This window comes from Halomonas sp. A020 (assembly GCF_027943625.1).
Lineage (GTDB): Bacteria > Pseudomonadota > Gammaproteobacteria > Pseudomonadales > Halomonadaceae > Vreelandella > Vreelandella piezotolerans.
This window is the reverse complement of record NZ_AP022850.1, coordinates 3,556,329-3,578,213: the sequence shown is the minus strand read 5'-3', so window position 1 is coordinate 3,578,213 and position 21,885 is coordinate 3,556,329. Positions and strand designations below refer to the sequence as shown.

22 protein-coding genes are annotated in these 21,885 nt (G+C 58.1%); 20 read left to right on the top strand and 2 right to left on the bottom strand.

The window, feature by feature from the left end:
* Positions 1 to 23: 23 nt before the first annotated feature.
* From msbA to murB, 6 genes are read left to right on the top strand one after another with little or no spacing between them, the layout of a single operon-like run.
* A complete protein-coding gene (gene msbA, locus FRH_RS16850; protein WP_139527213.1) occupies positions 24 to 1,760 on the top strand; it encodes a lipid A export permease/ATP-binding protein MsbA in 1,737 nt (578 codons plus the stop codon).
* Positions 1,757 to 2,773, top strand: a complete 1,017-nt coding sequence (lpxK, locus tag FRH_RS16845) for a tetraacyldisaccharide 4'-kinase (RefSeq protein WP_281997299.1) — start codon at positions 1,757 to 1,759, stop codon at positions 2,771 to 2,773. The genes msbA and lpxK overlap by 4 nt, the downstream gene beginning before the upstream one ends.
* The gene (locus FRH_RS16840; protein WP_139527215.1) at positions 2,766 to 2,975 is read left to right on the top strand and encodes a Trm112 family protein; all 210 of its coding nucleotides are present in this window, start codon (positions 2,766 to 2,768) and stop codon (positions 2,973 to 2,975) included. Before lpxK ends, FRH_RS16840 begins: the two co-directional genes overlap by 8 nt.
* Positions 2,975 to 3,760 (top strand): 3-deoxy-manno-octulosonate cytidylyltransferase, encoded by a 786-nt coding sequence (gene kdsB, locus FRH_RS16835; RefSeq protein ID WP_281997298.1) that lies wholly within the window; start codon positions 2,975 to 2,977, stop codon positions 3,758 to 3,760. Before FRH_RS16840 ends, kdsB begins: the two co-directional genes overlap by 1 nt.
* The gene (locus tag FRH_RS16830; protein WP_281997297.1) at positions 3,757 to 4,224 is read left to right on the top strand and encodes a low molecular weight protein-tyrosine-phosphatase; all 468 of its coding nucleotides are present in this window, start codon (positions 3,757 to 3,759) and stop codon (positions 4,222 to 4,224) included. The genes kdsB and FRH_RS16830 overlap by 4 nt, the downstream gene beginning before the upstream one ends.
* A complete protein-coding gene (gene murB, locus FRH_RS16825; protein ID WP_281997296.1) occupies positions 4,214 to 5,233 on the top strand; it encodes a UDP-N-acetylmuramate dehydrogenase in 1,020 nt (339 codons plus the stop codon). Before FRH_RS16830 ends, murB begins: the two co-directional genes overlap by 11 nt.
* A gap of 59 nt (positions 5,234 to 5,292) precedes the next feature.
* Here murB and rne read toward each other — a convergent pair whose 3' ends face one another.
* A complete protein-coding gene (gene rne / locus FRH_RS16820; RefSeq protein WP_281997295.1) occupies positions 5,293 to 8,610 on the bottom strand; it encodes a ribonuclease E in 3,318 nt (1,105 codons plus the stop codon).
* 690 nt (positions 8,611 to 9,300) lie between these two features.
* Between rne and FRH_RS16815 the strand changes: the two genes are divergently transcribed.
* From FRH_RS16815 to sppA, 3 genes are read left to right on the top strand one after another with little or no spacing between them, the layout of a single operon-like run.
* Positions 9,301 to 10,242, top strand: a complete 942-nt coding sequence (locus FRH_RS16815; RefSeq protein ID WP_281997294.1) for an RluA family pseudouridine synthase — start codon at positions 9,301 to 9,303, stop codon at positions 10,240 to 10,242.
* A 10-nt stretch (positions 10,243 to 10,252) separates the two neighbouring features.
* The gene (locus tag FRH_RS16810; RefSeq protein ID WP_139527220.1) at positions 10,253 to 10,924 is read left to right on the top strand and encodes an HAD-IA family hydrolase; all 672 of its coding nucleotides are present in this window, start codon (positions 10,253 to 10,255) and stop codon (positions 10,922 to 10,924) included.
* A 30-nt stretch (positions 10,925 to 10,954) separates the two neighbouring features.
* Complete coding sequence (gene sppA, locus FRH_RS16805; RefSeq protein WP_281997293.1) at positions 10,955 to 12,070, top strand: signal peptide peptidase SppA; 1,116 nt, start codon at positions 10,955 to 10,957, stop codon at positions 12,068 to 12,070.
* Here the strand turns inward: sppA and FRH_RS16800 are convergent.
* On the bottom strand, positions 12,036 to 12,665 hold the full coding sequence (locus FRH_RS16800; RefSeq protein ID WP_281998173.1) for a nucleoside triphosphate pyrophosphatase: 630 nt from the start codon (positions 12,663 to 12,665) through the stop codon (positions 12,036 to 12,038). The genes sppA and FRH_RS16800 overlap by 35 nt on opposite strands.
* 168 nt (positions 12,666 to 12,833) lie before the next feature.
* Between FRH_RS16800 and FRH_RS16795 the strand changes: the two genes are divergently transcribed.
* The 11 genes from FRH_RS16795 (at position 12,834) to FRH_RS16745 (ending at position 21,867) form a co-directional block, all read left to right on the top strand.
* Positions 12,834 to 13,382 (top strand): YceD family protein, encoded by a 549-nt coding sequence (locus FRH_RS16795; protein ID WP_139527222.1) that lies wholly within the window; start codon positions 12,834 to 12,836, stop codon positions 13,380 to 13,382.
* Positions 13,383 to 13,418: 36 nt separating this feature from the next.
* A complete protein-coding gene (gene rpmF / locus FRH_RS16790; protein ID WP_009099300.1) occupies positions 13,419 to 13,589 on the top strand; it encodes a 50S ribosomal protein L32 in 171 nt (56 codons plus the stop codon).
* A gap of 39 nt (positions 13,590 to 13,628) precedes the next feature.
* A complete protein-coding gene (plsX, locus tag FRH_RS16785) occupies positions 13,629 to 14,642 on the top strand; it encodes a phosphate acyltransferase PlsX (protein WP_153842896.1) in 1,014 nt (337 codons plus the stop codon).
* Positions 14,643 to 14,793: 151 nt separating this feature from the next.
* Positions 14,794 to 15,753 carry an ACP S-malonyltransferase gene (gene fabD / locus FRH_RS16780; RefSeq protein ID WP_139527224.1) on the top strand — a complete coding sequence of 320 codons (960 nt, stop codon included), beginning with the start codon at positions 14,794 to 14,796 and terminating at the stop codon, positions 15,751 to 15,753.
* Positions 15,754 to 15,805: 52 nt separating this feature from the next.
* On the top strand, positions 15,806 to 16,549 hold the full coding sequence (gene fabG / locus FRH_RS16775; RefSeq protein WP_139527225.1) for a 3-oxoacyl-ACP reductase FabG: 744 nt from the start codon (positions 15,806 to 15,808) through the stop codon (positions 16,547 to 16,549).
* A gap of 124 nt (positions 16,550 to 16,673) precedes the next feature.
* Positions 16,674 to 16,907, top strand: coding sequence for an acyl carrier protein (acpP, locus tag FRH_RS16770; RefSeq protein ID WP_008956801.1), 234 nt, complete (start codon positions 16,674 to 16,676; stop codon positions 16,905 to 16,907).
* A gap of 194 nt (positions 16,908 to 17,101) precedes the next feature.
* A complete protein-coding gene (gene fabF / locus FRH_RS16765; protein ID WP_139527226.1) occupies positions 17,102 to 18,340 on the top strand; it encodes a beta-ketoacyl-ACP synthase II in 1,239 nt (412 codons plus the stop codon).
* Between the two features lie 6 nt (positions 18,341 to 18,346).
* Positions 18,347 to 19,156 (top strand): aminodeoxychorismate lyase, encoded by an 810-nt coding sequence (gene pabC, locus FRH_RS16760; RefSeq protein WP_139527227.1) that lies wholly within the window; start codon positions 18,347 to 18,349, stop codon positions 19,154 to 19,156.
* 30 nt (positions 19,157 to 19,186) lie between these two features.
* The gene (mltG, locus tag FRH_RS16755) at positions 19,187 to 20,191 is read left to right on the top strand and encodes an endolytic transglycosylase MltG (protein WP_239295638.1); all 1,005 of its coding nucleotides are present in this window, start codon (positions 19,187 to 19,189) and stop codon (positions 20,189 to 20,191) included.
* A gap of 48 nt (positions 20,192 to 20,239) precedes the next feature.
* Positions 20,240 to 20,893, top strand: coding sequence for a dTMP kinase (gene tmk, locus FRH_RS16750; protein ID WP_139527229.1), 654 nt, complete (start codon positions 20,240 to 20,242; stop codon positions 20,891 to 20,893).
* Positions 20,884 to 21,867: a DNA polymerase III subunit delta' gene (locus tag FRH_RS16745; protein WP_153842901.1), complete on the top strand. Its 984-nt coding sequence runs from the start codon at positions 20,884 to 20,886 to the stop codon at positions 21,865 to 21,867. Before tmk ends, FRH_RS16745 begins: the two co-directional genes overlap by 10 nt.
* Positions 21,868 to 21,885: the final 18 nt, after the last annotated feature.

Here is a 21,885-nt window from a genome sequence, read left to right as displayed (position 1 = left end):
GCACACTACTGCCGGGAGCGCGTGTGACTGATTCAGGTTGGATGTTATATAGAAGGTTATTGGGGTACGTAAAGCCACACTGGCGTGCGTTTGCGCTAGCGGTGGTAGGGTTCGTGATTTATGCCGCATCGAGCACGGCGCTGGCGGAGATGATGAAGCGACTGATTGACGGCATCCAGAATCCAGATGCCGCTTTTCGTTTGTTTTTGCCGCTGTTCGTCGTGCTCATGTTCGCCTCTCGCGGGCTAGGAACGTTCTTGAGCACCTATTTCATGGCTTACGTTGGACGCTATGTCATTCACACCCTGCGCTGCGACGTATTTGCCCATTTGTTGCACCTGCCGGGGCGCTTCTTCGATCACCACTCTAGCGGCCATCTGGTCTCACGCGTCACTTATCATGTCGAGCAGGTGGCGGGCGCCGCCACCAATGCGGTCACGATCATTTTACGAGAAGGGCTGTTCGTCATTGGGCTGATCGGTTATCTATTCTGGACCAACTGGATGCTGACACTGCTGTTTCTGGGCGTCACGCCAATCATTGCGGGTGTCGTGAGCTATGTAAGCAAGCGCTTTCGACGTATCTCCAAGCGCATTCAGCACTCCATGGGTGATGTGACGCACGTTGCTTCAGAGGCGCTCTCCGGTTACAGAGTGGTGCGTACCCACGGTGCAGAAGCGTATGAGAAGCAGCGTTTCGAACGGGTCAGTGAAGAGAACCGTCGCCAAAGCATGAAGGAGGCCATGACGCGCGCGGTCAGCTCGCCTGTGGTGCTAATGCTGGTGGCGATTTCCATGGCGCTATTGGTTTGGCTGGCCATGGCCCCTTCACTCATGGAAGACATGACGCCAGGTGAGTTCGTTGCCTTCATTACGGCAGCGGCGCTGATGATCAAACCGGTTCGTCAGCTCACCGAAATCAACGGTGAGATTCAGAAAGGCATTGCCGCGGCGTCCGAGCTGTTTGGCTTGTTGGATCTGACGCCTGAACAAGACGAGGGCAAACGCTTACCCAACAAACTGAGTGGCCACGTGGTGATCGAGGATGTCAGCTTTCGCTATGACGACGACCACCCAAATGTGCTGCACCACATTGATCTCGACGTTGCCCCCGGCGAGTTGGTGGCGATCGTGGGGCGCTCGGGGAGCGGAAAATCCACTTTAGTGAGCCTGCTACCGCGCTTCTATCGACCGAGTGAAGGGCGTATCTTGATCGATGGCGTCAATGCTGACGAGTATGCCTTAGGCCCGTTGCGCCAGAACATTGCTTTGGTCTCCCAGCAGGTAACGCTGTTTAACGCATCGATTGCCGCCAACATTGCCTATGGGGAGGCAGATCCTGATCCTGTCGCTATCAAAGCCGCCGCCGAAGCCGCCTATGCCAGCGAGTTCATCGAAAAGCTGCCCGAAGGCTTCGCGACGATAGTTGGGGAGAATGGTGTCATGCTTTCAGGCGGTCAGCGTCAGCGGCTTGCCATCGCTCGGGCGATCTTCAAAGATGCGCCTATTTTGATCTTGGATGAAGCGACTTCCGCCCTCGATACCGAATCCGAGCGCTATATTCAAAAAGCGCTGGAACACGTCTGTCAGGGGCGAACCACGCTAGTGATCGCCCATCGCCTCTCTACCATCGAGCGTGCCGACCGTATCCTTGTGATGGATCAGGGACGCATCGTGGAGCAGGGGACGCATTTTGAGCTGTTGGAAAAAGCCGGTGCCTACGCAGCCCTCCATCAGCTTCAGTTTCAGGAGAGTGAATGAGCTTGTCGCAGCGCTGGCTGAAAGCCGCCTATGAAGGCAGCGCGTGGCTGACGCCGCTCTATCCGCTCGGCTTTTTATACCGTTATCTCATGAGGCGGAGAGCGGCGCTTTACCGTCGTGGTGATAAGCCAACATGGCGAGCGCCAGTGCCGGTGATCGTGGTCGGCAATATTAGCTTGGGGGGAACCGGTAAGTCGCCACTGGTCGCATGGCTAAGCCGTTGGCTCAAAATGCAAGGGTTTTCACCGGGTATCGTCACACGTGGCTATGGCGGAAAGGCGCCGGTCTATCCCTTGCTGGTGACGCCGTCAACCGACCCGCGTCATAGCGGTGACGAGCCGCTCATGCTAGCTCAGCAGACCGGTGTACCGGTCGTTGCCGATCCGCAGAGGTCACGCGGGGCCGATATGCTGATGCGGCAGGGGTGCGACGTGTTAATTAGCGATGATGGCTTGCAGCACTTGGCGATGGGACGCGATATTGAGTTAGTGGTGGTTGATGGTGCCAGAGGGCTCGGCAATCGTCGTTGTCTTCCGGCGGGTCCACTGAGGGAGGCGCCGGCGCGGTTGGCGAGCGTAGATGCAGTGATCATTAACGGAACTCCCCAGCGTCCGCTGGGTATTGAGGGGGTGCCCATGACACTTGTACCCACGCGTTGGCGCTACTTGAAGACTGGGCAGGAGTGGCCACTTCAGCCGCTGCCATTTTCTCTTCCTGTCGATGCGATGGCGGGAATTGGCAATCCTCAGCGCTTTTTCGATACGCTTCGATCATTGGGTGTTAGCGGAGCGATGCACCCTTTGAATGACCATCAGCCTTTCGATGCCAGCACCTTTCAGTTCGTATCGAAACGCCCCGTTATCATGACGGCCAAAGACGCCGTGAAGTGTCAGGCGTTTGCACCGCCTGATAGCTGGGTATTAGACGTGGAAGCGCAGCTTCCACACGCATTCGAGGACTGGCTGCTCAATAAGCTGTCCGACTTGACTCAAAGGGGAAGCACCGATGGATAAGGAATTATTGGCGATGCTGGTTTGCCCACTATGTAACGGCAAACTGAAGTATGACCGAGACGCGCAGGAGCTTTGCTGCCATTACGATGGATTGGCGTACCCTATCCAGGACGGCATTCCTGTCATGCTGCCTGAAGAGGCGCGACGCATGGATGCCGATGAAAAACTCGCTACCTCGCCTGGCCGCACTGGGGAGGCGTGATGGGAGACACATCGACGCCGTTCATCGCCGTATTGCCCGCGCGTTTTGGCTCCTCACGGCTGCCGGGGAAGCCGCTCCTAGACATTGCGGGAGAGCCGATGGTGGCCCACGTGTGGCGGCGGGCCTGCCAGAGCCAAGCCAGCCGCGTCGTGGTCGCCACCGATGATGATCGCATTCGCGACGCCATGCTGTCTTACGGTGCAGACGTCGTCATGACGCGCGACGATCACCCGTCGGGTACTGATCGACTGGCCGAGGTCGTCGAGCAGCTCGGTCTCGACGACGAGACGCTGGTAGTCAATGTCCAGGGTGATGAGCCGCTTATTCCTCCCGTACTCATCGACCAAGTGGCGCATCGCTTGGCCGATGATCCCGATGCTGCGATGGCCACGTTGGCGGAACCGATCACGGATGTAGATACGCTCTTCAATCCTAACGTGGTGAAAGTCGTGCGCTCATTGCAAGGGCGTGCGCTTTATTTCTCTCGGGCACCGATTCCGTGGGATCGGGAGCACTTCACACGCCAGCCCAACCTATTGGAAACCGATGCATGGCTACGCCATATCGGTATCTATGCCTATCGGGCTAGCTTTTTGGCAGCTTATCAGGATTTGCCGACCTCCACGCTGGAGCAATTGGAGCAGTTAGAGCAGCTTCGCGCTCTCCAGCATGGCTACGCGATTCAAGTGGCGTTGGCCAGCGCGGTGAATCCTGCCGGTGTGGATACGCAAGAGGATCTAGCGCGTGTCAGAGCGCTGCTGGCGGTAGAGGAGGGGCGGTCATGACACGCGTACTGTTCGTTTGTCTGGGCAACATCTGCCGCTCGCCCACGGCGGAAGGCGTATTTCAGCAGGCGTTAGCGCGTGCAGGGCTCACTCATCTTGTCGACATCGACTCCTGCGGCGTAGGCGATTGGCACGTGGGTAAAGCCCCTGATCTGCGTGCCCAGGCGGCCGCACGTCGGCGTGGCGTGGACATCAGCCACCTGCGTGCCCGACAGCTAACCGCGAACGACTTCCATGCGTTTGATTACGTGCTAGGTATGGATCATGACAACTTGGCGGCCATCCATGCGTTACAGCCCGCCGATAGTCAAGCCAATACAGGGTTGCTATTGGCGTATGCCGGGTTGCCCAATACGGATGTGCCTGATCCCTACTACGGCGGAGAGGAGGGATTCGAGCAGGTATTGGACATGATCGAGCAGGCCAGTGCCGGATTGATCGACGAGTTGACCCGTGGTCGCTGACGCTGTGAATCAACCAGCAGCCTGGGTGGATTTGTCTGCCGCCAATACGCTGCGTCTGCCTTGTCAGGTGGAGCATTATGCCGCGCCCACTTCGCTAACGAGCCTACAGGCGGCGCTTCACCATGCCCATGCTCGGCAGTGGCCCATAACGCTGCTCGGCGGTGGCAGCAACGTACTTTTGCCGCCTACTCTCATGGGCATGGCGTTGCGCCCAGCGCTTTGCCACTGGTGGTTGGAGCGCCAGGATGAGAGCGTCGTGGCGTTCGTCGGCGCTGGCGTCAACTGGCACTCGCTGGTCATGGCCTTGGCGGCCAGAGGGCTTTGGGGGACGGAGAATCTAGCGCTCATTCCAGGTGATTGCGGTGCGGCTCCGGTACAGAACATTGGGGCCTACGGCGTCGAGCTGAGCGATGTGCTGGAAGGTGTCCAGGTGGTCGAGTTGGACACGGGCGAGGTGCGCTGGTTGAGCGCTCAGGCCTGTCAGTTCGGCTATCGAGATAGTATCTTCAAACGGGCACTGGCTGGTCGAGTGGTGATTACCCAACTGGCACTTCGGCTCTCCGAGCGCCCACGTCCCGTGCTGGGCTATGGCGATTTGGCCTCTCGTGTGACGGCTTCACCCACGCCGCTGGCGGTCGCTCAGGCGGTTTGCGCCATTCGACGAGAGAAGCTGCCAGACCCGGCCGTGCTCGCCAATGTGGGTAGCTTCTTCAAGAACCCGCTGGTGGACGAGTCGCAAGCGCAACGCCTTCTACAAGCATATCCGCAGATGCCGCACTTTCCTCAAGCTCACCACCAAACCAAGCTGGCGGCAGGATGGCTGATCGATCAGTGTGGCTTGAAGGGCTATCGTGACGGCGCTTTCGGCGTGCATGAGCGTCAAGCCCTGGTACTCGTGCACTTCGGGGGAGGCGACCGTCCTGGGCTGCTGCGTTTTGCTGAAAGCGTGGCAAACGCTGTATACGATCGGTTTGCCGTCACGCTGGAGCCCGAGCCTCGCGTGGTTTAAGCAAAGCATCGAGTGGCTATAAAAAACCCCGCCGAGGCGGGGTTTTTTGTGCTTGGCCGTTACTCTTGCGAGTTCTGACCTTGAGCGTTCTGCTGCTTGCGCAGCTCACGCGGATCGTTATGGGCACGACGGCGACGACGGCGGGGTTTAGGCGCTTCTTCATCGGTGGCAATGCTAGCTGGCGTTGGCGCAGACACCTCGTCGGTCGAGGCAGTGGCCGCGGGTTTCTGCTCGGACGCATGGGCAGTCGCTGATGTGGCTTCATCGGCGACGGCATCGCTGGGCGTCTTCTCGGCAGTTCGTTCGCTTGCCGGCGTGGTCGCCTCTGAGGTCGGTGCGTCGTTTTCAGGCTTCGCAGAGGGCGTTGTGTCAACGTTGTCCTGCTCCGCTTCTGCCGTGGGTTGGGCATCGACGTCTGCTACTGGCGCTACCGATACGTTGGTCTTCGCCGCTTGGGCGTGTGCTTTGTCAGGCGCAGCGCTGCTTGCCTCGGTCTCTGCCGGAGTGGCCGCGGGCGCTTGAGGCGCATTCGTGGCCTGCGGCGCCTTTGCGTGATCAGTTGGCTGAGCCTGAGCATCGTTCGCATCGGCAACGCTTGCATCCGGCACTTCGGCTTTGGGGGCCTCAACTGCTGACGACTCTACGTGGGGTTCTTGCTGCACGTCCGTGGTGCGTGCGCGGTCTGTAGTAGCGTCGTCAGGCTCCGCGTGGCTAGCTGCTTCCGTGGAGGCGGGCTCGGGCTGCGGTCTGCTCGGTGCCGCTGCTTCTTGAGCGGTGGCTTCCGGCTTGGATTGACGACGCTGGCGCGTCGGTTTGCGAGCTTTGTCGGCACTGTTGACTGTGCGCTCTGTGGGAGTGCTCTCTTTGGTGCTCTCTCCAGTGCTGCCGCCAGTACCTTCGCCAGCGCTCACTTCGGACGTCTGGTCGGCCTGATCGCTTCGTAGGGTCGCGGCATCAGTCGGTGCCTCGGTGGCCGTTGCCTGAGAGGCTTCGGCTGTCTGTGTGGAGGCCTCAACCGTGGGAGTCACGTCAGCAGGCGCTGTGTCGGCCATGCCATCAGTGGCTTGAGGAGCCTTTGCAGCTTCGGCTTGCAGCTTCAACTGCTCGGCTTCCGCCTGCGGATTGAGTGCCTGTTTACGCGAGCGGTTACGCGGGTTGTTGCGGGTGCGCTTTGGCTTGCCGTCATCTTGCTGTCCGTCGTCGGCTTGCGCCGCAGGTGCGCGCTCCTCTTGCTTATCCTGCTTGGGTTTGCCGTCCCGTGGCTTGTCGCGACGAGGCTCCTGAGGTTTGCCAGACTCTTCTTTGGACGTCTCTTTCTGGGCCTCTTTAGGACTCTGCTGACGCGGGTTTTTCGCGTTCTCTTGGCCTTTGCTATCGTCCTGTTGGGGGTGGCGGCGGCGATTACGCGTACGGCTTGGGCCGCTGCGCTTGTCGCTGGCATCTTCATTACGTGATCCGGTGTTTCCCGCCGCGTTGCCGCGCTGATCGTTCTTGGCGTTATCGCTGCGCTGTTCCTGCTTAGGCGTGCTGTCGCTGCGCTCCTGGGCCGGTTTGCTGCGGCGCTCGTTGCGTGGCGGGCGGCTTGGCTGCTCGGACTGCTTGCGTGGCGCTTCTGCCTCTTTAGCCGTCTGCTGAGCGCTGTCATCGCCGCCCAATAGCTTGGCGAAGCCGCGAATGAAGCGGCCGAGTACGCTGGGCTGTTCGGCGGTCGGCGCTGGAGCGGCGGCTACCTTGGCAGGCGCTTCTTCGGTTTGTAGCGATGCAGGCGCCGGGGCGTTATGTACGACGCTCTTCACGGCAGCTTCGGCACGCTGCGCAGGGGGCGCAAAGCTTGGGTCTGGCTCTTTGCCGACGTCGGTGTCGGTCGACAGCTCGAAGCTGGAGAGCGAGTGGCTATCATCTTCGTCTAAATGATCATCCCGCAGGCGCTGGACATCATAATGCGGCGTGTCCATGTCAGGGCTGGGAAGCAGGACCACGCGAACCCCTTGGCGTGACTCTATGTCTGCCAGCACGCTGCGCTTTTCGTTCAGCAAGTAGGTGGCCACGGACACTGGCAAGATGGCGCGTATTTGGGCGCTGCGCTCTTTCATGGCTTCTTCTTCGATTAGACGCATGATCGAGAGTGATAGTGAGCGTACGTCCCGAATGGTGCCCTGTCCGTTGCAGCGCGGGCACACCACGCCGCTGGTTTCGCCGAGAGAAGGGCGCAGGCGCTGGCGCGACATTTCCATCAGACCAAAGCGAGAAATGCGACCGATTTGAACCCGCGCGCGATCCAGCTTCAAGGCATCGCGCATGCGGTTTTCGACTTCACGCTGGTTGCGCGCGGGCCCCATGTCGATAAAGTCGATGACGACCAAGCCACCAATATCCCGCAGGCGCAGCTGTCGGGCGATCTCGTCGGCGGCTTCCGAGTTGGTTTGCAGTGCCGTTTCCTCGATATCGCTACCCCGCGTGGCACGGGCGGAGTTGATGTCGATCGAGACCAGCGCTTCGGTGTGGTCGATCACGATCGAGCCGCCTGATGGCAGCTTCACTTCCCGCTGATAGGCGGTTTCGATTTGCGACTCAATCTGGAAACGGGAGAAGAGTGGAACTTCGTCCGCGTAGAGCTTGATCTTCTGCTGGTACGAGGGCATGACCTGGCGAATGAACGCCAGCGCCTCGGCGTGAATCTCGGGGCTATCGATCAATACCTCGCCGATATCCTGGCGCAGGTAGTCGCGCATGGCGCGAATGATGACGTTGGATTCACGGTAAATCAGAAACGGTGCCGAGCGTTTGCCTGCTTCCGTCGTGATGGACTCCCACACCTGAACGAGGTAATCCAAGTCCCACTGTAGCTCCTCGGAGCTACGTCCGATGCCGGCCGTACGAACGATCAGTCCCATTTTATCAGGAACGGTGAGCTGACCCATTGCATCTTTGAGCTGGCTGCGGTCATCGCCCTCGATACGGCGTGAAATCCCTCCTGCGCGTGGGTTGTTGGGCATCAACACCAAAAAGCGACCCGCGAGACTGATAAAAGTGGTCAGCGCTGCGCCTTTGTTGCCGCGTTCCTCTTTATCGACCTGAACGATGACTTCCTGGCCCTCTTTTAGCACCTCTTTGATGCTAGGGCGACCAGAGACGTCTTTGATGAAGTATTCGCGCGAGATCTCTTTCAGAGGAAGGAAACCGTGGCGCTCGGCACCAAAGTCCACGAACGCGGCTTCGAGAGAGGGTTCTACTCGGGTGATCTTACCCCGATAAATATTGGCTTTTTTCTGTTCCCGAGCGCCGGATTCGATATCCAAATCGTAAAGGCGCTGTCCATCTACCAGTGCGACCCGCAGCTCTTCAGGCTGGGTCGCGTTAATTAGCATCCGTTTCATGTTGTCTCACGTAGCATGGCGTGCCGACATACTTTTGAAAGCGTGCGTCGGCGAATCGCTGGGTGCTGCGTGCTTGTGCTCGGCGCATGGTTATGCTGACGCATTAAGCCGGGAAGGCAGTCGTGCCGACCCGGCCGAAAGGGCGTTGAGTACGTGGCGGCGGCAGAACATGTTTCGGTGGCTGTCACGTCCATCCGGCTCTGCTGACACCGCCTACACCTGGCATTCATCGATTCGCCAACGCCGGTATCGGCACAGCGTTGATCTTAGCGCCCTAGCGTTGCAACGACTTGTGACGAAAAGAGGCTGCAAGGCTGAGGCGTAACGTTTATTTAGTGACGGGCCCGCCGTTTCTGGCCGAGCCTGACGTTCTCTCTCGTCCGACGGGTGTCAAACGACAGAGTTACTACATTTCAATACGTTGTCAGTAGGCAGTGCGTACACTTATCACTACTGAGTGCGCTCTGACCTGCGTGTTGGTCGTGCAGGTGCGAAGCCAAAACGTGGAACATCCTTCTTTATACCAATGTTATAAAAGCGGGCCACGTTCGGCCCGGCCACGTTGGCCGATGAGCGCTTTGGAATATAACAGTAAAGACAACCACCAGCAATTGACGCAATGCCGGGAGCTCTACGTTAGAATGCCGTTTTTAATCTGACGTCAAAGAATGTCACCAGGAGTAAGCGGCAATGTCCGAAGGGCGTGAAGTACAGTGGGTGGAAATCGCCCCGGAACAAGCAGGTCAGAGAATCGATAATTTTTTGATGACCCGATTAAAAGGGGCTCCCCGCGCACTGATTTACCGTATCGTTCGTAAAGGGGAAGTTCGGGTCAATAAAAAACGGGTCAAAGTCGATTATCGCCTGCAGTCGGGTGATTTGGTGCGAGTGCCGCCGCTGCGTCTTGCCCCTAAAGAGGCGGTGAAAGAAGTCAGCGATAATCTGCGCGACCTGCTGGTGGGAAGCGTGATCATGGAAGGGCCCGACTGGATGGTGATGAACAAGCCGTCGGGCTTGGCCGTCCATGGGGGAAGTGGTGTCAAGATTGGCTTGATCGAGGCTCTTCGCCAAGTGCGTGACGACCTGACGTTCTTGGAGTTGGTGCATCGTCTCGATCGCGATACTTCCGGCTGTTTACTGCTCGCCAAGTCCCGTGATGCGTTGGTTACTCTCAACGAGTCTTTGAAAAAACACGGCATGGACAAACGCTATTTGGCGCTGGTGGCCGGACGCTGGCCTGCCCGCAAAACCTACGAAAGCGCGCGGCTGGATCGTTTCGATGCAGGCAACGGCGAGCGGCGCGTGCGGGTAGACCCCAATGGTAAGGTGTCACGCACTCACTTCTCCGTGATCGAGACGTTCGAAAAAGTCACGCTGATCGAAGCGGAGCCAGTGACCGGTCGCACTCACCAAATTCGCGTGCACGCTGCCCATGCAGGGCATGCGCTATTGGGTGATGATAAATACGCGACCCGTGAAAGCGCAGTGCTGACCAAGCAATTGGGCTTGGGCCGCCTCTTTCTACATGCTCGCTCGCTGACCTTTCCAGAGCCTGGTAACGGCAGACCTGTGACGGTTAAAGCGCCGCTTCCAGAGGCACTTGAAGAGACGCTCAAGCGCGCACGTCAATGAGAGAAATGCTATGCGTTACGAGCTGATTATTTTCGACTGGGACGGCACGCTAATGAATTCCGTGCCCAAAATCGTCGCTTGCATGCAGGCGGCGGCGATGGATGCCGAGTGGGGCGAACTGGACGTCAGTGCCATCGAAGACATCATCGGTTTAGGGTTGCCTGAGGCAATCGCCAAGCTATGCCCGGGCATTGCGTCCGAGCAGGCCGAGCGGCTGCGCCAGCGTTACTCCCATCACTTTGTAGAGGGCAATACGACGCCAATGCCTTTTTTCGACGGGGTAGAGGCGCAGCTGGCGAGATTGCGGGAGCGACCCCAGCAACGTCTTGCGGTCGCGACGGGTAAAAGTCGTCGCGGTCTCGATCGAATCTTTCGTGAGACGGGGAGCGGCGAGTTTTTTCACGCGAGCCGCACGGCCGATGAGACACGTTCAAAGCCACATCCCCAGATGCTAGAGGAGATTTTGGCCGAGCTGCAGGTGCCAGTAGAGCGCGCTGTTATGGTGGGAGACACCGAATACGATTTGGAGATGGCCCGCGCCCTGGGGATGGATCGGGTGGGGGTGACCTACGGTGTGCACACGCCCGCTCGTCTGGCGGCTAGCCAGCCCGTGTGGGTGGCTGACGACATACCGTCACTGTTCGATTGGCTCTACAGCGAGCCGCTATACAGACAGGCCTAGACGTGAATACACGCAACGTAGGAGTCGACGATGAGTGATGATCAGCGGCGTGACGAGCGCCATGGAGAGGCACCCAGCAGCCGTGATCCATCGAGTGAGCATGATCGCTGGACGCAAGGACCTGAAGTGCCTGCGCAGCAAAAGCGGGCAGCGCAGACAGATCACCAAGAGGACGATGCAGAGACCCTAAGAGAGCGTCAGCGGCTAGCTCAGCTTGAGATGATGGATCGTTGGATCGGTGGTGTGCTGACCGAGCAGCGTAGAAGCCGCCGCTGGAAGCTATTCTTTAGGTTGATGTTACTCGCGCTGGTGCTCATCTCGCTGACGACGACGCTCTATCGGGTATTTTTGGCAGAACCTACCGCTGCAGTGCCCGCGCAGCAACACTTGGCGTTGATAGAAGTGCACGGAGTGATTGCCAGCGATGCGCCTGCCAATGCGGAGCGCATCATCCAAGGTTTGAATCAAGCCTGGGACAATGCCGGTGTTGCCGCCGTGGTGCTGCACATCGACAGCCCGGGAGGAAGTCCTGTCCAGTCTCAACGTATTTATACCGAAATCATGCGCCTGCGCGAGCAGGGTGATAAGCCGATCATTGCAGTGATCGAAGATATCGGTGCCAGCGGTGCTTACTACGTTGCGTCGGCGGCAGACGAGATCGTTGCGTCTCCGGCCAGCTTGGTGGGATCGATTGGCGTGATTTATGCGGGATTTGGCTTTCAAGAAGCCATTGCCGAGCTGGGAGTCGAGCGCCGAGTCATGACGGCGGGTGAGAACAAGGCGTTTCTAGACCCCTTTCAGCCGTTGGACGAGGACGTGGCGCGCTTTTGGCAAAGCGTGCTCACCCAAACGCATGAGCAATTCATTGGTGATGTGCGAGCGGGGCGCGGAGAGCGTTTGAGCGATAACCCGGATATTTTTTCCGGGCTAGTCTGGAGCGGCGAGCAGGCGCTTGGCTTAGGGTTGGTCGATGAGTTGGCGAGTCTAGAGCAGGTTGCCCGTGCACAGGTGGGCGAGGCGTCCTGGGAGAACTACACGCCTCGTTTAGATCCCTTCGAGCGGCTAACGCGCCGATTTACTCAAGCGGCTGCCGAGGTGCTGGGTGTGCACACTAGTCATGCGCCGATAAAGTTTCAGGCCCAGTAGCGTCAGACGTCGCCAAGGGGTTCATGCCCACGTGGCGAAGCATGTCGCAAAGGGCGATGAGGGGCAGTCCGATCAATGCGTTGGGGTCACGGCCCTCCAGACGCTCGAATAGTGTGATTCCCAACCCCTCCATGCGAAAGCTTCCGGCGCTATCGAGGGGTTGCTCAAGGGCAACGTAACGTTCTATTTCCTGTTCGCTCAAGGTGCGGAATACCACCTCGAACGGCTCGATATGCACGTGGTGGCGCTGATGTCGCGTGTCGACCAGAGCGAGTCCCGTCAAGAACGTGACCTTACGGCCCGAAAAACGCGCTAGATTGGCACGTGCGCGCTCCGATGTGTGTGGTTTGCCGAGAATGTCACCTTCGAACAGGGCAATTTGATCAGAGCCAATGATACAGTGGTGGGGGAAACGCTCGGCCACCGCGTTGGCTTTGCTCAGCGCAAGGCGGTGAACGAGTGCCTGCGGGGATTCGTTATCGAGGGGCGTCTCGTCGATGTCAGGGGAGTGACATTGGTAAGGTAGCTGCAGACGGTCTAGCAGCGCTTGGCGAAAGCGAGAGCTAGACGCAAGGACGAGGGGGGCGTTTTGCATTTGCGGCACTGTCGTCTCCTTTTGACTGGGATGGCGCCATCAGCACGGGCATTGAGTGTAGCGAAAGCGCGGCGACATGCCTAATAGCCCCGTTTTCACCGAGCTATCGATAAGAATTATGCTATGAGCTTTGACACCAGGGGGGCGAGTGCCTATCATTGCGCGCCTATGTTGACCTCACAACTCCCCAGCCGGGTTGAGCCTTATAAGCTTGCAGCCCGCCGCGAACGACTCGAAGGCTTAGTGGCGCTGAATAAGCTGCCCCGCCTTGCTGAAGAAGCAGGCGACCAAACGGGCGACTGTCATGTCGTACTCGAGTTTGGTGTCGATGCCCAAGGTCGCCGCGAAATTCGTGGCCATTTGCAAGCGACGCTGGCACTGCCTTGTCGTCGCTGTATGGTGCCGCTTAGCCAAGACGTTTCCAGTGACTTCCTGCTTGGGATGATTACCGACGAAGCCTTGGCCGCCGAGCTGCCTGCCAGTCATGAGCCGGTGCTGGTGGAAAACGAACAGCTGGACCTGCTGACGGTGGTCGAGGATGAGCTCATTCTCAGCCTTCCCCAGGTGGTCTACCACGATGAGACCGAATGCCATGTCTCGGCGGAGCAGCTGGTCAGCAAGACCGAAGGCGCGGCGGACGAGTCCGCTTCAGCCAAGAATCCTTTCGCGGTGCTCAATGCTTTGAAAAGCAGTGGCGCTTTGAAAGGCAAAAAGTAAGCATCACTTACCCTACATACCTTGGAGTAAACACTCATGGCAGTTCAACAGAACCGTAAAACTCGTTCCAAGCGCGGCATGCGTCGTAGTCACGATGCGCTGAGCGCACCGACTCTGTCTCAAGACAAAGAAACGGGCACCACTCATCTGCGTCACCATGTTTCTCCCGATGGTTTCTATCGCGGCCGTAAGGTGGTTGAGGTTTAAGCCTTAACACTTTACGAGTGGCATAACAGCGTGGGTGCAATGCGCCTAGCGATCGATGTCATGGGGGGTGACCAAGGCCCTCGTGCCATTATCGAAGGCTCTGCAAAGGCGGTCATCGAGCGACCTGACATTGAACTCACCCTGTTCGGCCCGCGTCAGCGTATCATCGCTGAACTTTCGCGCTTGCCGCAGCCTTTGGCTGCGGCAGCGTCACGTTTAGTCGCCTGCGATGTTTCTGATGCAGTGCCGCCCAGCGCATCGGCTGCCTGGGCGCTGCGGCGTGGGCACGAGACGAGCATGGCGCGCATGCTGCGCTATGTAGCAGAAGGTGGCGCCCATGCCGGGCTCAGTGCTGGCAATACCGCGGCGTTAGTCGCGCTGTCGCGGCGTGAGCTTGGCATGATCTCTGGGTTCTCCCGGCCCGCTATCAGTACTGCCATACCCTCACGGGGCGGTCGACGTTGCTACCTGCTGGATTTGGGGGCAAATGTAGATTCCCCCGCCTCACGGCTCGTTGATTTTGCCGTATTAGGGGCTGCTATGGCGCACTGCATAGATGGGATCGACCGTCCTCGCGTTGCGTTATTGAACGTTGGGGCAGAGGCCACAAAAGGCAGTGTGACCGTGCGGGAGACGGATCACTTGCTTCGGGAGTGTGCATCCTCACTGCCATTTGTATATCTAGGCTATGCGGAAGGTGGCGACATCTTTCAAGGCGAGATCGATGTCATGGTGTGCGATGGCTTTGTCGGTAACGTGACGTTGAAGGCGAGCGAAGGTTTGACTCGTATGTTGGTTGAGCGTGTGCAGTGGGCGTTTGAATCACGCCTATGTGGACGTTTGGCAAGTGTACTGGCCAAACCTGTGCTGAAACGGCTCAAGCAGGAGCTTGACCCCGTACGTTATAACGGCGCAAGCCTACTTGGGCTAAAACGGATTGTGGTGAAGAGCCATGGGAGTGCCGGTGCAGATGGGTTCTACTACGCTATTCAGCGAGCCTTGCAAGAAGTAGAACGCGATCTGCCAACCCAGCTTGCCAGTCGCTGGTCTTGAACCGAAGGCAAGCAAGACGCCACAAAACGTCGTACGATTTTTGCGGGTTATCGGTGGCCATTGGAGATGCCGTTCGCTGCGCGTCAGCGTTACCGATGACTACGCCTATCGCTCAACTGAGCAAATGCCTACAAGAGCAAAGGTGAACGACATGTCTCAACCCCTTGCCCTCATTTTTCCCGGGCAAGGCTCTCAGCAGCTTGGAATGCTGCGGGAGCTGGCCGAGCGCTATAGTGTGGTGGGAACGACATTTGAGGAAGCGTCCGATGCGCTGGGCTATGACCTATGGAAGGTCGTCCAGGAAGGCCCCGAAGATGCACTGAATGCAACGGCTTGCACCCAGCCAGCGCTGCTCACATCCAGCGTGGCTATCTGGCGAGTTTGGCAGGAGCTGGAAGGCCCTCGCCCTAGCGTAATGGCAGGTCATAGCCTTGGCGAGTACAGTGCGATGGTCTGCGCGGGCGTGATGGGCTTTGCCGAAGGTGTGCAGCTCGTTCGTCTACGTGGTGAAGCCATGCAGGAGGCCGTTCCCGCTGGCGAAGGCGGCATGGCTGCGATACTTGGTCTTGACGATGCCGTTGTTGAAGCCGCCTGCGCTAGCGCCGCCCAGGGTGACGTCGTATCGGCCGTGAATTATAACTCTCCTGGGCAGGTGGTCATCGCTGGCAGTAAAGCGGCGGTTGAGCGTGCCATTACGGCCTGCCAAGAGGCCGGTGCCAAGCGTGCACTGGCTTTGCCCGTTTCTGTACCGTCCCACTGTGCGTTGATGCGCCCCGCTGCCGAGCGTTTGGCCAATGCGATGCAATCGATCGAGCTACGCACGCCTCGCTACACCGTCATCCAAAACGTCGACGCCCAAGCCCATGCGGATGTCGACACGCTTCGTACGCGCTTGATCGAGCAGCTCTATCAACCTGTGCGATGGTCCTCTTGCGTTGAAGCCATGGCAGAGCAAGGTGCTAATGTCTTCATCGAATGTGGCCCGGGCAAGGTGCTGACCGGCCTCAACAAGCGTATCGTGCGTGGTGCCAAGGGATTGGCGGTCAACGACCCCGACAGTTTGGACGCAGCGCTCGAGCTTGCGCGCGAAACATTGGCGGGTAATGCGTGATAAACGGCGAATATCAGCTACCCTTGCTTAGTTCAGTGGAAGGAAACGTGTTATGACGCAAGAGAAACGTGTCGCCCTAGTAACGGGAGCAAGTCGCGGCATTGGTCGTGCCATTGCTCACGAGCTTGGTCGTCAGGGCCGTATCGTCATCGGTACGGCCACTAGCGACGCTGGTGCTGAGAAAATCGATGCCGATTTGAAAGCCAATGGCATTGAAGGCGCAGGCATGTGCCTGAACGTCACCGATCAGGCGAGCATCGATGAGGTGTTAAAGACGATCGGTGAGCGTTTTGGGGCTCCCACGATTTTGGTTAACAATGCAGGGATTACCCGTGATAACCTCCTCATGCGGATGAAAGAGGAGGAGTGGGATTCCGTGATGGATACCAACCTCAAATCCGTCTACCGTGTGAGCAAGGCTTGCCTGCGTGGCATGACCAAGGCGCGCTTTGGTCGAATCGTATCGATCAGTTCGGTCGTCGCGACCATGGGTAACTTGGGTCAAGCGAACTATGCAGCGGCCAAGGCTGGCATGGAGGGCTTTAGTCGTGCACTTGCGCGCGAGGTAGCGTCACGTGCCATCACGGTCAATGCCGTTGCGCCGGGTTTTATCGCCACTGATATGACTGAATCGCTGCCCGAAGCACAGCACGACATGTTGCTGAAACAGATTCCTTTGGCACGTCTGGGCGGGCCAGAAGAGATTGCTGCTGCCGTTGGCTTTTTGACGAGTGACGCTGCAGGGTATATCACTGGTGAAACGCTGCACGTGAATGGCGGTATGAATATGCGTTGATGGCCTTGGGTTTGGCGGTTGCGTCAACCTAAGGGCGTCTATAAACTACCCCGCAGCTTTTGGCTTGCGGTTTCCAAATAGCTGGTTATCTATAACGGCTAATGTGAACGACTGGAGTACGTTGATGAGTACTATTGAAGAGCGCGTAAAAAAAGTAGTGGCAGAGCGCCTGAACGTTAAAGAAGAAGACATCCAGAACAGCTCTTCTTTCACTGAAGACCTGGGTGCCGACTCTCTGGACACCGTTGAGCTGGTGATGGCATTGGAAGAGGAATTCGATACTGAAATTCCTGACGAAGAAGCCGAAAAAATCACCACGGTTCAAGAAGCGATCGACTACGTAAACGCCCACCAGTAAGGGCGCGATCATCGCGAAGAGCCAGGGTGGGGTGTCTCCCGCCCGTATTAAAAAAGCCGTCCTGATAGGGGACGGCTTTTTTGCTTTACGCTCTCAATGAATATAACGTTCAAACTCCGTTATACTAGTCACCAAATTTCTGCAGCAAATGACCCAGATGGGTCGTGTCACCATGGATGCCTGGAGGAAAGCTGATGGCGCGAAGAAGGGTAGTGGTAACTGGGTTAGGCCTGGTGACCCCAGTGGGCAATAGCGTAGACGAGTCGTGGGCCAATATCGTCGCAGGGAAAAGTGGCATTGCGCCTATCGAGCACTTCGATACCAGTGGCTTCAATACACGCTTTGGCGGTTCGGTAAAGAATTTCGATATCAGCCCCTACTTGAACCCCAAAGATGCACGCAAGATGGATCTGTTCATTCAGTACGGCATGGCGGCCGGTGCGCAGGCCATCCAGGATTCAGGCATAGAGTGTAACGACGAGAACGCCGAGCGCATCGGTGTGGCTATCGGTTCAGGCATCGGCGGCTTGCCAATGATTGAACATAACCACAATGCGCTCAATAAAGGCGGCGCGCGCCGCGTGTCGCCATTCTTTGTGCCGGGGTCCATCATCAATATGATCTCGGGCAACATGGCGATCCAGCACGGCTTCAAAGGGCCGAATATTGCCATTACGACGGCATGCACCACCGGTACGCATAATATTGGCTACAGCGCACGTACCATCGCCTACGGCGATGCAGACGTGATGATTTGTGGCGGTGCGGAAATGGCCACGACGCCGCTGGGTTTGGGCGGTTTCTCGGCGGCGCGTGCGCTTTCCACACGCAATGACGACCCTGAAGCGGCAAGCCGTCCTTGGGATGCCGAGCGCGATGGCTTCGTGCTCTCGGATGGTGCGGGCGTGTTGGTGTTAGAAGAGTACGAGCATGCCAAAGCACGTGGAGCCCACATTTATGCGGAGCTTGCAGGCTTTGGAATGAGTGATGATGCCTATCATATGACGGCACCTCCAGAGGACGGCCGTGGCGCGGCGCTCTCTATGAGTAATGCGATCAAAGATGCCGCCATCGATCCATCGGCCGTGCATTATATCAATGCTCACGGTACGTCGACGGCGGCTGGTGATTTGGCGGAGAGCCGTGCGATCGAGAAAGTGTTGGGTCATGCGGCTCAGCACGTGGCCGTAAGCTCCACCAAGTCGATGATTGGTCACTTGCTGGGAGCTGCTGGCGCCGTTGAAGCCGTTTTCAGCATTCTGGCCATTCGTGATCAGGTTGCGCCGCCCACCATCAACCTGGACAACCCTCAGGAGGGCTGCAATCTCGACTACGTCCCCCATACCGCTCGTGACATGCGTATCGATGTAACGCTGTCGAACTCGTTTGGTTTTGGTGGCACGAACGGCTCGCTGTTGTTCAAAAAGGTATAAGCCTTGATGCCGATGCCCCAGGTGCCTTTCGATGACCGCGGGCTGGCGTATGGCGATGGTCTATTCGAAACCGTCTTGCTACGTGATGGGCAGCCCGTGCTGTGGGAGTACCATCACGCCCGGTTGGCAAAGGGCTGCCAACGTTTGAATATTCCATTGCCGTCTGCTCGGCAGCTGTCTCAGGCGTGGCAAGCCCCCCCTAGGGCCGCTCTCGAGGTTCTCAAGCTCATTTTGACCCGTGGGAGTGGTGGTCGTGGCTACGCGATTCCTAACCAGGTAGCGCCCCGGCTGATGACTCGGCGTACGCCCTTTACGACAAACGAAACGCACTGGCGTGAGGGCGTATGCGTTCGTATGTGTCAACTGCGTTTGGGGCATCAACCGCTTCTGGCCGGGATCAAACATCTCAATCGGCTAGAGAACGTGCTGGCGCGTCAGGAGTGGCAAGAGCCTGACATCGCCGAAGGGTTGCTGACCGATCAAGCGAGTAATGTCGTGGAGGCCACCAGTATGAACCTGTTCTGGTCGTCAGAAGGGCGTTTGTATACGCCCTACATTGATCGTTGCGGTGTAGAGGGCACCCTGCGTGCTGCCTTGCTGTCTGAGGGCCTCATCCACGAAAGCCGGTTGTCCGCTGCAGCGTTGTCAAGCGTGGAACGGCTTTGGGTCGGTAATTCAGTTCAAGGGGTTTGGCCCGTGCGTGAGCTACGCGATGCCCACGGCAGTCGACTAGCGGCGTGGCCGCGCTTCAAGGCGGATCCGCTGCAAGTCGCGGCGCATCGGCTGCTCGGTTATCCAGGTACATTTCTATCGTAGGCAACCCCATAACTTGATCGAGGTATCAACGTGAAACGGTTATTTGCCGTCTTAGCGGTATTGGTAGTGCTGGCGATTGCCGCCGTGCTAGGTGGCTATGCCTATTGGCAGCAGCGCCTTGCGGCACCCATTGTCGTTGAGGAACCCATGCTTTACCAAGTGCCTGCGGGTGCTGGATTTCATCAAGTCGTACGTGACCTGGCTTCTCAAGGTGTATTGAAAGACGTCTGGGCGTATCAACTGCTGGCTCGTATCGACCCAGAGCAGGTGCCGCAACTGCGGGTGGGGGAATATCGGCTGATGCCCGGGATGAGCGGACTGGATGTCATTGCGTTATTGGGCAGCAATAACGTGGTGACATATTCGTTGACCGTACCGGAAGGTTGGACGTTTCGCCAGATGCGCACGTTGCTCGATACGGCCCCCAAGCTCGAGCATCGCACGACTGGCATGAGTGACGAAGCGATCATGACGCTTTTGGGGCGTGAGGGAGCTCATCCAGAAGGTTGGTTCTTTCCCGATACCTATCGCTACCATTTGGGCATGAGCGATGTGGATATCTTGCGTCAGTCCCTGCAGCGGATGGAGCGTATTTTGGAAGAGGTCTGGGCAGAGCGGGATGAGGATCTCACTATCGGGTCTCCTTACGAAGCACTCATCATGGCCTCGTTAATCGAACGCGAAACCGGAGCGCCGGAAGAGCGTCGGGAAATTGCCGGCGTTTTCAAGCGGCGTATGGAGCGCGGCATGCGTCTTCAAACGGACCCTACGGTCATTTATGGAATGGGCGAGCGCTACGAAGGGCGGATTACCCGTGCCGACCTGAGGGAAGCGACTCCCTACAACACGTACGTGATCGATGGTATGCCGCCGACACCCATCGCCATGCCAGGGCGTGCCTCGTTGGAAGCTGCGGTGAATCCGCTACCTGGTGAAACACTCTACTTTGTGTCGCGGGGAGATGGCACCCACCATTTTTCACGTACCCTGCGTGAGCACAATAATGCCGTCAACCGCTATATTCGTAATCGTTAAATCGCTGCCATCGACCAAGATGGCGTATCAATTGAGTAAGGGGCAGCAATGAGTAAGCGTGGGCGCTTCATCACGCTGGAAGGCGGTGAAGGGGTCGGTAAGTCGACCAACGTGGCGTTCGTCGAAGCGTGGCTGACATCGCGTGGAATCGATGTGGTGCGCACGCGGGAGCCGGGAGGCACGTCGCGCGCGGAGGCCATTCGCGAGCTGTTGCTAGACCCTGCGCCCAACGAGCCGCTCAGTGTCGATGCGGAGTTGTTGCTCGTCTTTGCCGCCCGTGCACAGCATTTGGCGGAGAAAATTCTGCCAGCCCTGGCGCGCGGCGCATGGGTGGTCTGTGACCGTTTTACCGATGCGACCTTTGCCTATCAGGGCGGTGGGCGAGGTATCGATACGTACCGAATTGCTCAGCTAGAAGCATTCGTTCAGAAAGGGCTTTCTCCTGATTTGACGCTTTTGCTCGATATGCCGCCTGACGCTGCCAGAGTGCGGCTAGAGGGGCGTTTACGCGATCTCAATACGCAGCGTGACCGGTTCGAGCAAGAGCGTGTCGAATTTTTCATGGACGTTCGCCAGGCTTACCTTGAGAGAGCTGCATCTGCTCCGGAGCGTTTTGCTCTCATTGACGCGGCCCAGCCGCTGCAAGACGTTCAAATGGTGCTGGGTCGTGTGCTGGAAGAGCGGGTTGCGCAATGGCAGTAACCGGCGTCTTGCCCTGGCACCACTCGACCTGGCAGCAGTTGGTGCGTCTGGCCGATAGCGGACGTTTGCCCCATGCGCTGCTGATCAGCGGTGCTCACGGCGTCGGCAAACAGCAGTTAGCGGAGGCGCTGATCGCCAGAGCGTTGTGTGCAGCGCCAAGCGAGCAGGCCTGCGGGCAGTGTCATAGCTGTGCCATGCTGGCGTCAGGCTATCACCCTGACTTGCTGCGGGTGTCGCCGGAGGAGGGGAAGCGTCAAATTCGTATCGACCCTATTCGCGATGTGAATCGGTTCGTGTCGCAAACGGCGCAGCAGGGCGGTTATCGCGTCATTGTCATTTCCCCGGCGGAAGCGATGAACGTTGCCGCGGCCAATGCGCTGTTAAAAAGCTTGGAAGAGCCTGGCGACAAAACGCTCTTTATCCTGCTCTCGGACGTGCCGTCTCGCACGTTGCCGACCATTCGCTCACGCTGTCAGCAGTGGCCACTGGCCAGCGTAGCGTTCGAGGCATGTAAAGGCTGGCTGACGCAGCATCTGGGAGGTGATGAGGCGCACTTTTGGTGGCGTGTCTCCGGTGGTTTACCGCTCTTGGCAGTGGAGCTTGCCGCTCCCGACGAGCGTGCCCTGAGGCATCAAATTCACGACTGTTTCGAGCAGTTAGTGCGCGGGGCAGAGCCGGTATCCGAGGCAGCAAGGTTGGACCGCCAGGCGATCGATGCCATCTTATGGTACGGTATCGCTTGGCTTGAGGACTTGATTCGTCTGGGGCTTTCCGGCGAGCAGAGTGTGTTGCACAATCCTGATTTGGTGCCACTCTACCGACAGGCGGTAAAAAACGGTCGCGTTCAAGACTGGTTCCGGCTGCTGGATTATGCCCGAGAGCAGCGCCGCTTGTTCGCCGTAGGGGCCAACCCAAATCCCCAACTCGTTTTGGAAGCGTGGCTAGTTCGCTGGTCTGCGCTGCTACGCTCCTAACCACTGGTTGTAACGAGG

Bases quoted from the DNA above. Each gene is read 5' to 3' on its own strand.
- fabG (WP_139527225.1), top strand. From the start codon at position 15,806: ATGACGCAAGAGAAACGTGTCGCCCTAGTAACGGGAGCAAGTCGCGGC.
- fabF (WP_139527226.1), top strand. From the start codon at position 17,102: ATGGCGCGAAGAAGGGTAGTGGTAACTGGGTTAGGCCTGGTGACCCCA.
- tmk (WP_139527229.1), top strand. From the start codon at position 20,240: ATGAGTAAGCGTGGGCGCTTCATCACGCTGGAAGGCGGTGAAGGGGTC.
- lpxK (WP_281997299.1), top strand. From the start codon at position 1,757: ATGAGCTTGTCGCAGCGCTGGCTGAAAGCCGCCTATGAAGGCAGCGCG.
- plsX (WP_153842896.1), top strand. From the start codon at position 13,629: ATGCGCCTAGCGATCGATGTCATGGGGGGTGACCAAGGCCCTCGTGCC.
- FRH_RS16800 (WP_281998173.1), bottom strand. From the start codon at position 12,665: ATGCAAAACGCCCCCCTCGTCCTTGCGTCTAGCTCTCGCTTTCGCCAA.
- kdsB (WP_281997298.1), top strand. From the start codon at position 2,975: ATGGGAGACACATCGACGCCGTTCATCGCCGTATTGCCCGCGCGTTTT.
- FRH_RS16745 (WP_153842901.1), top strand. From the start codon at position 20,884: ATGGCAGTAACCGGCGTCTTGCCCTGGCACCACTCGACCTGGCAGCAG.
- FRH_RS16840 (WP_139527215.1), top strand. From the start codon at position 2,766: ATGGATAAGGAATTATTGGCGATGCTGGTTTGCCCACTATGTAACGGC.
- fabD (WP_139527224.1), top strand. From the start codon at position 14,794: ATGTCTCAACCCCTTGCCCTCATTTTTCCCGGGCAAGGCTCTCAGCAG.
- rne (WP_281997295.1), bottom strand. From the start codon at position 8,610: ATGAAACGGATGCTAATTAACGCGACCCAGCCTGAAGAGCTGCGGGTC.
- FRH_RS16830 (WP_281997297.1), top strand. From the start codon at position 3,757: ATGACACGCGTACTGTTCGTTTGTCTGGGCAACATCTGCCGCTCGCCC.
- pabC (WP_139527227.1), top strand. From the start codon at position 18,347: ATGCCGATGCCCCAGGTGCCTTTCGATGACCGCGGGCTGGCGTATGGC.
- sppA (WP_281997293.1), top strand. From the start codon at position 10,955: ATGAGTGATGATCAGCGGCGTGACGAGCGCCATGGAGAGGCACCCAGC.
- acpP (WP_008956801.1), top strand. From the start codon at position 16,674: ATGAGTACTATTGAAGAGCGCGTAAAAAAAGTAGTGGCAGAGCGCCTG.
- FRH_RS16795 (WP_139527222.1), top strand. From the start codon at position 12,834: ATGTTGACCTCACAACTCCCCAGCCGGGTTGAGCCTTATAAGCTTGCA.
- FRH_RS16810 (WP_139527220.1), top strand. From the start codon at position 10,253: ATGCGTTACGAGCTGATTATTTTCGACTGGGACGGCACGCTAATGAAT.
- rpmF (WP_009099300.1), top strand. From the start codon at position 13,419: ATGGCAGTTCAACAGAACCGTAAAACTCGTTCCAAGCGCGGCATGCGT.
- FRH_RS16815 (WP_281997294.1), top strand. From the start codon at position 9,301: ATGTCCGAAGGGCGTGAAGTACAGTGGGTGGAAATCGCCCCGGAACAA.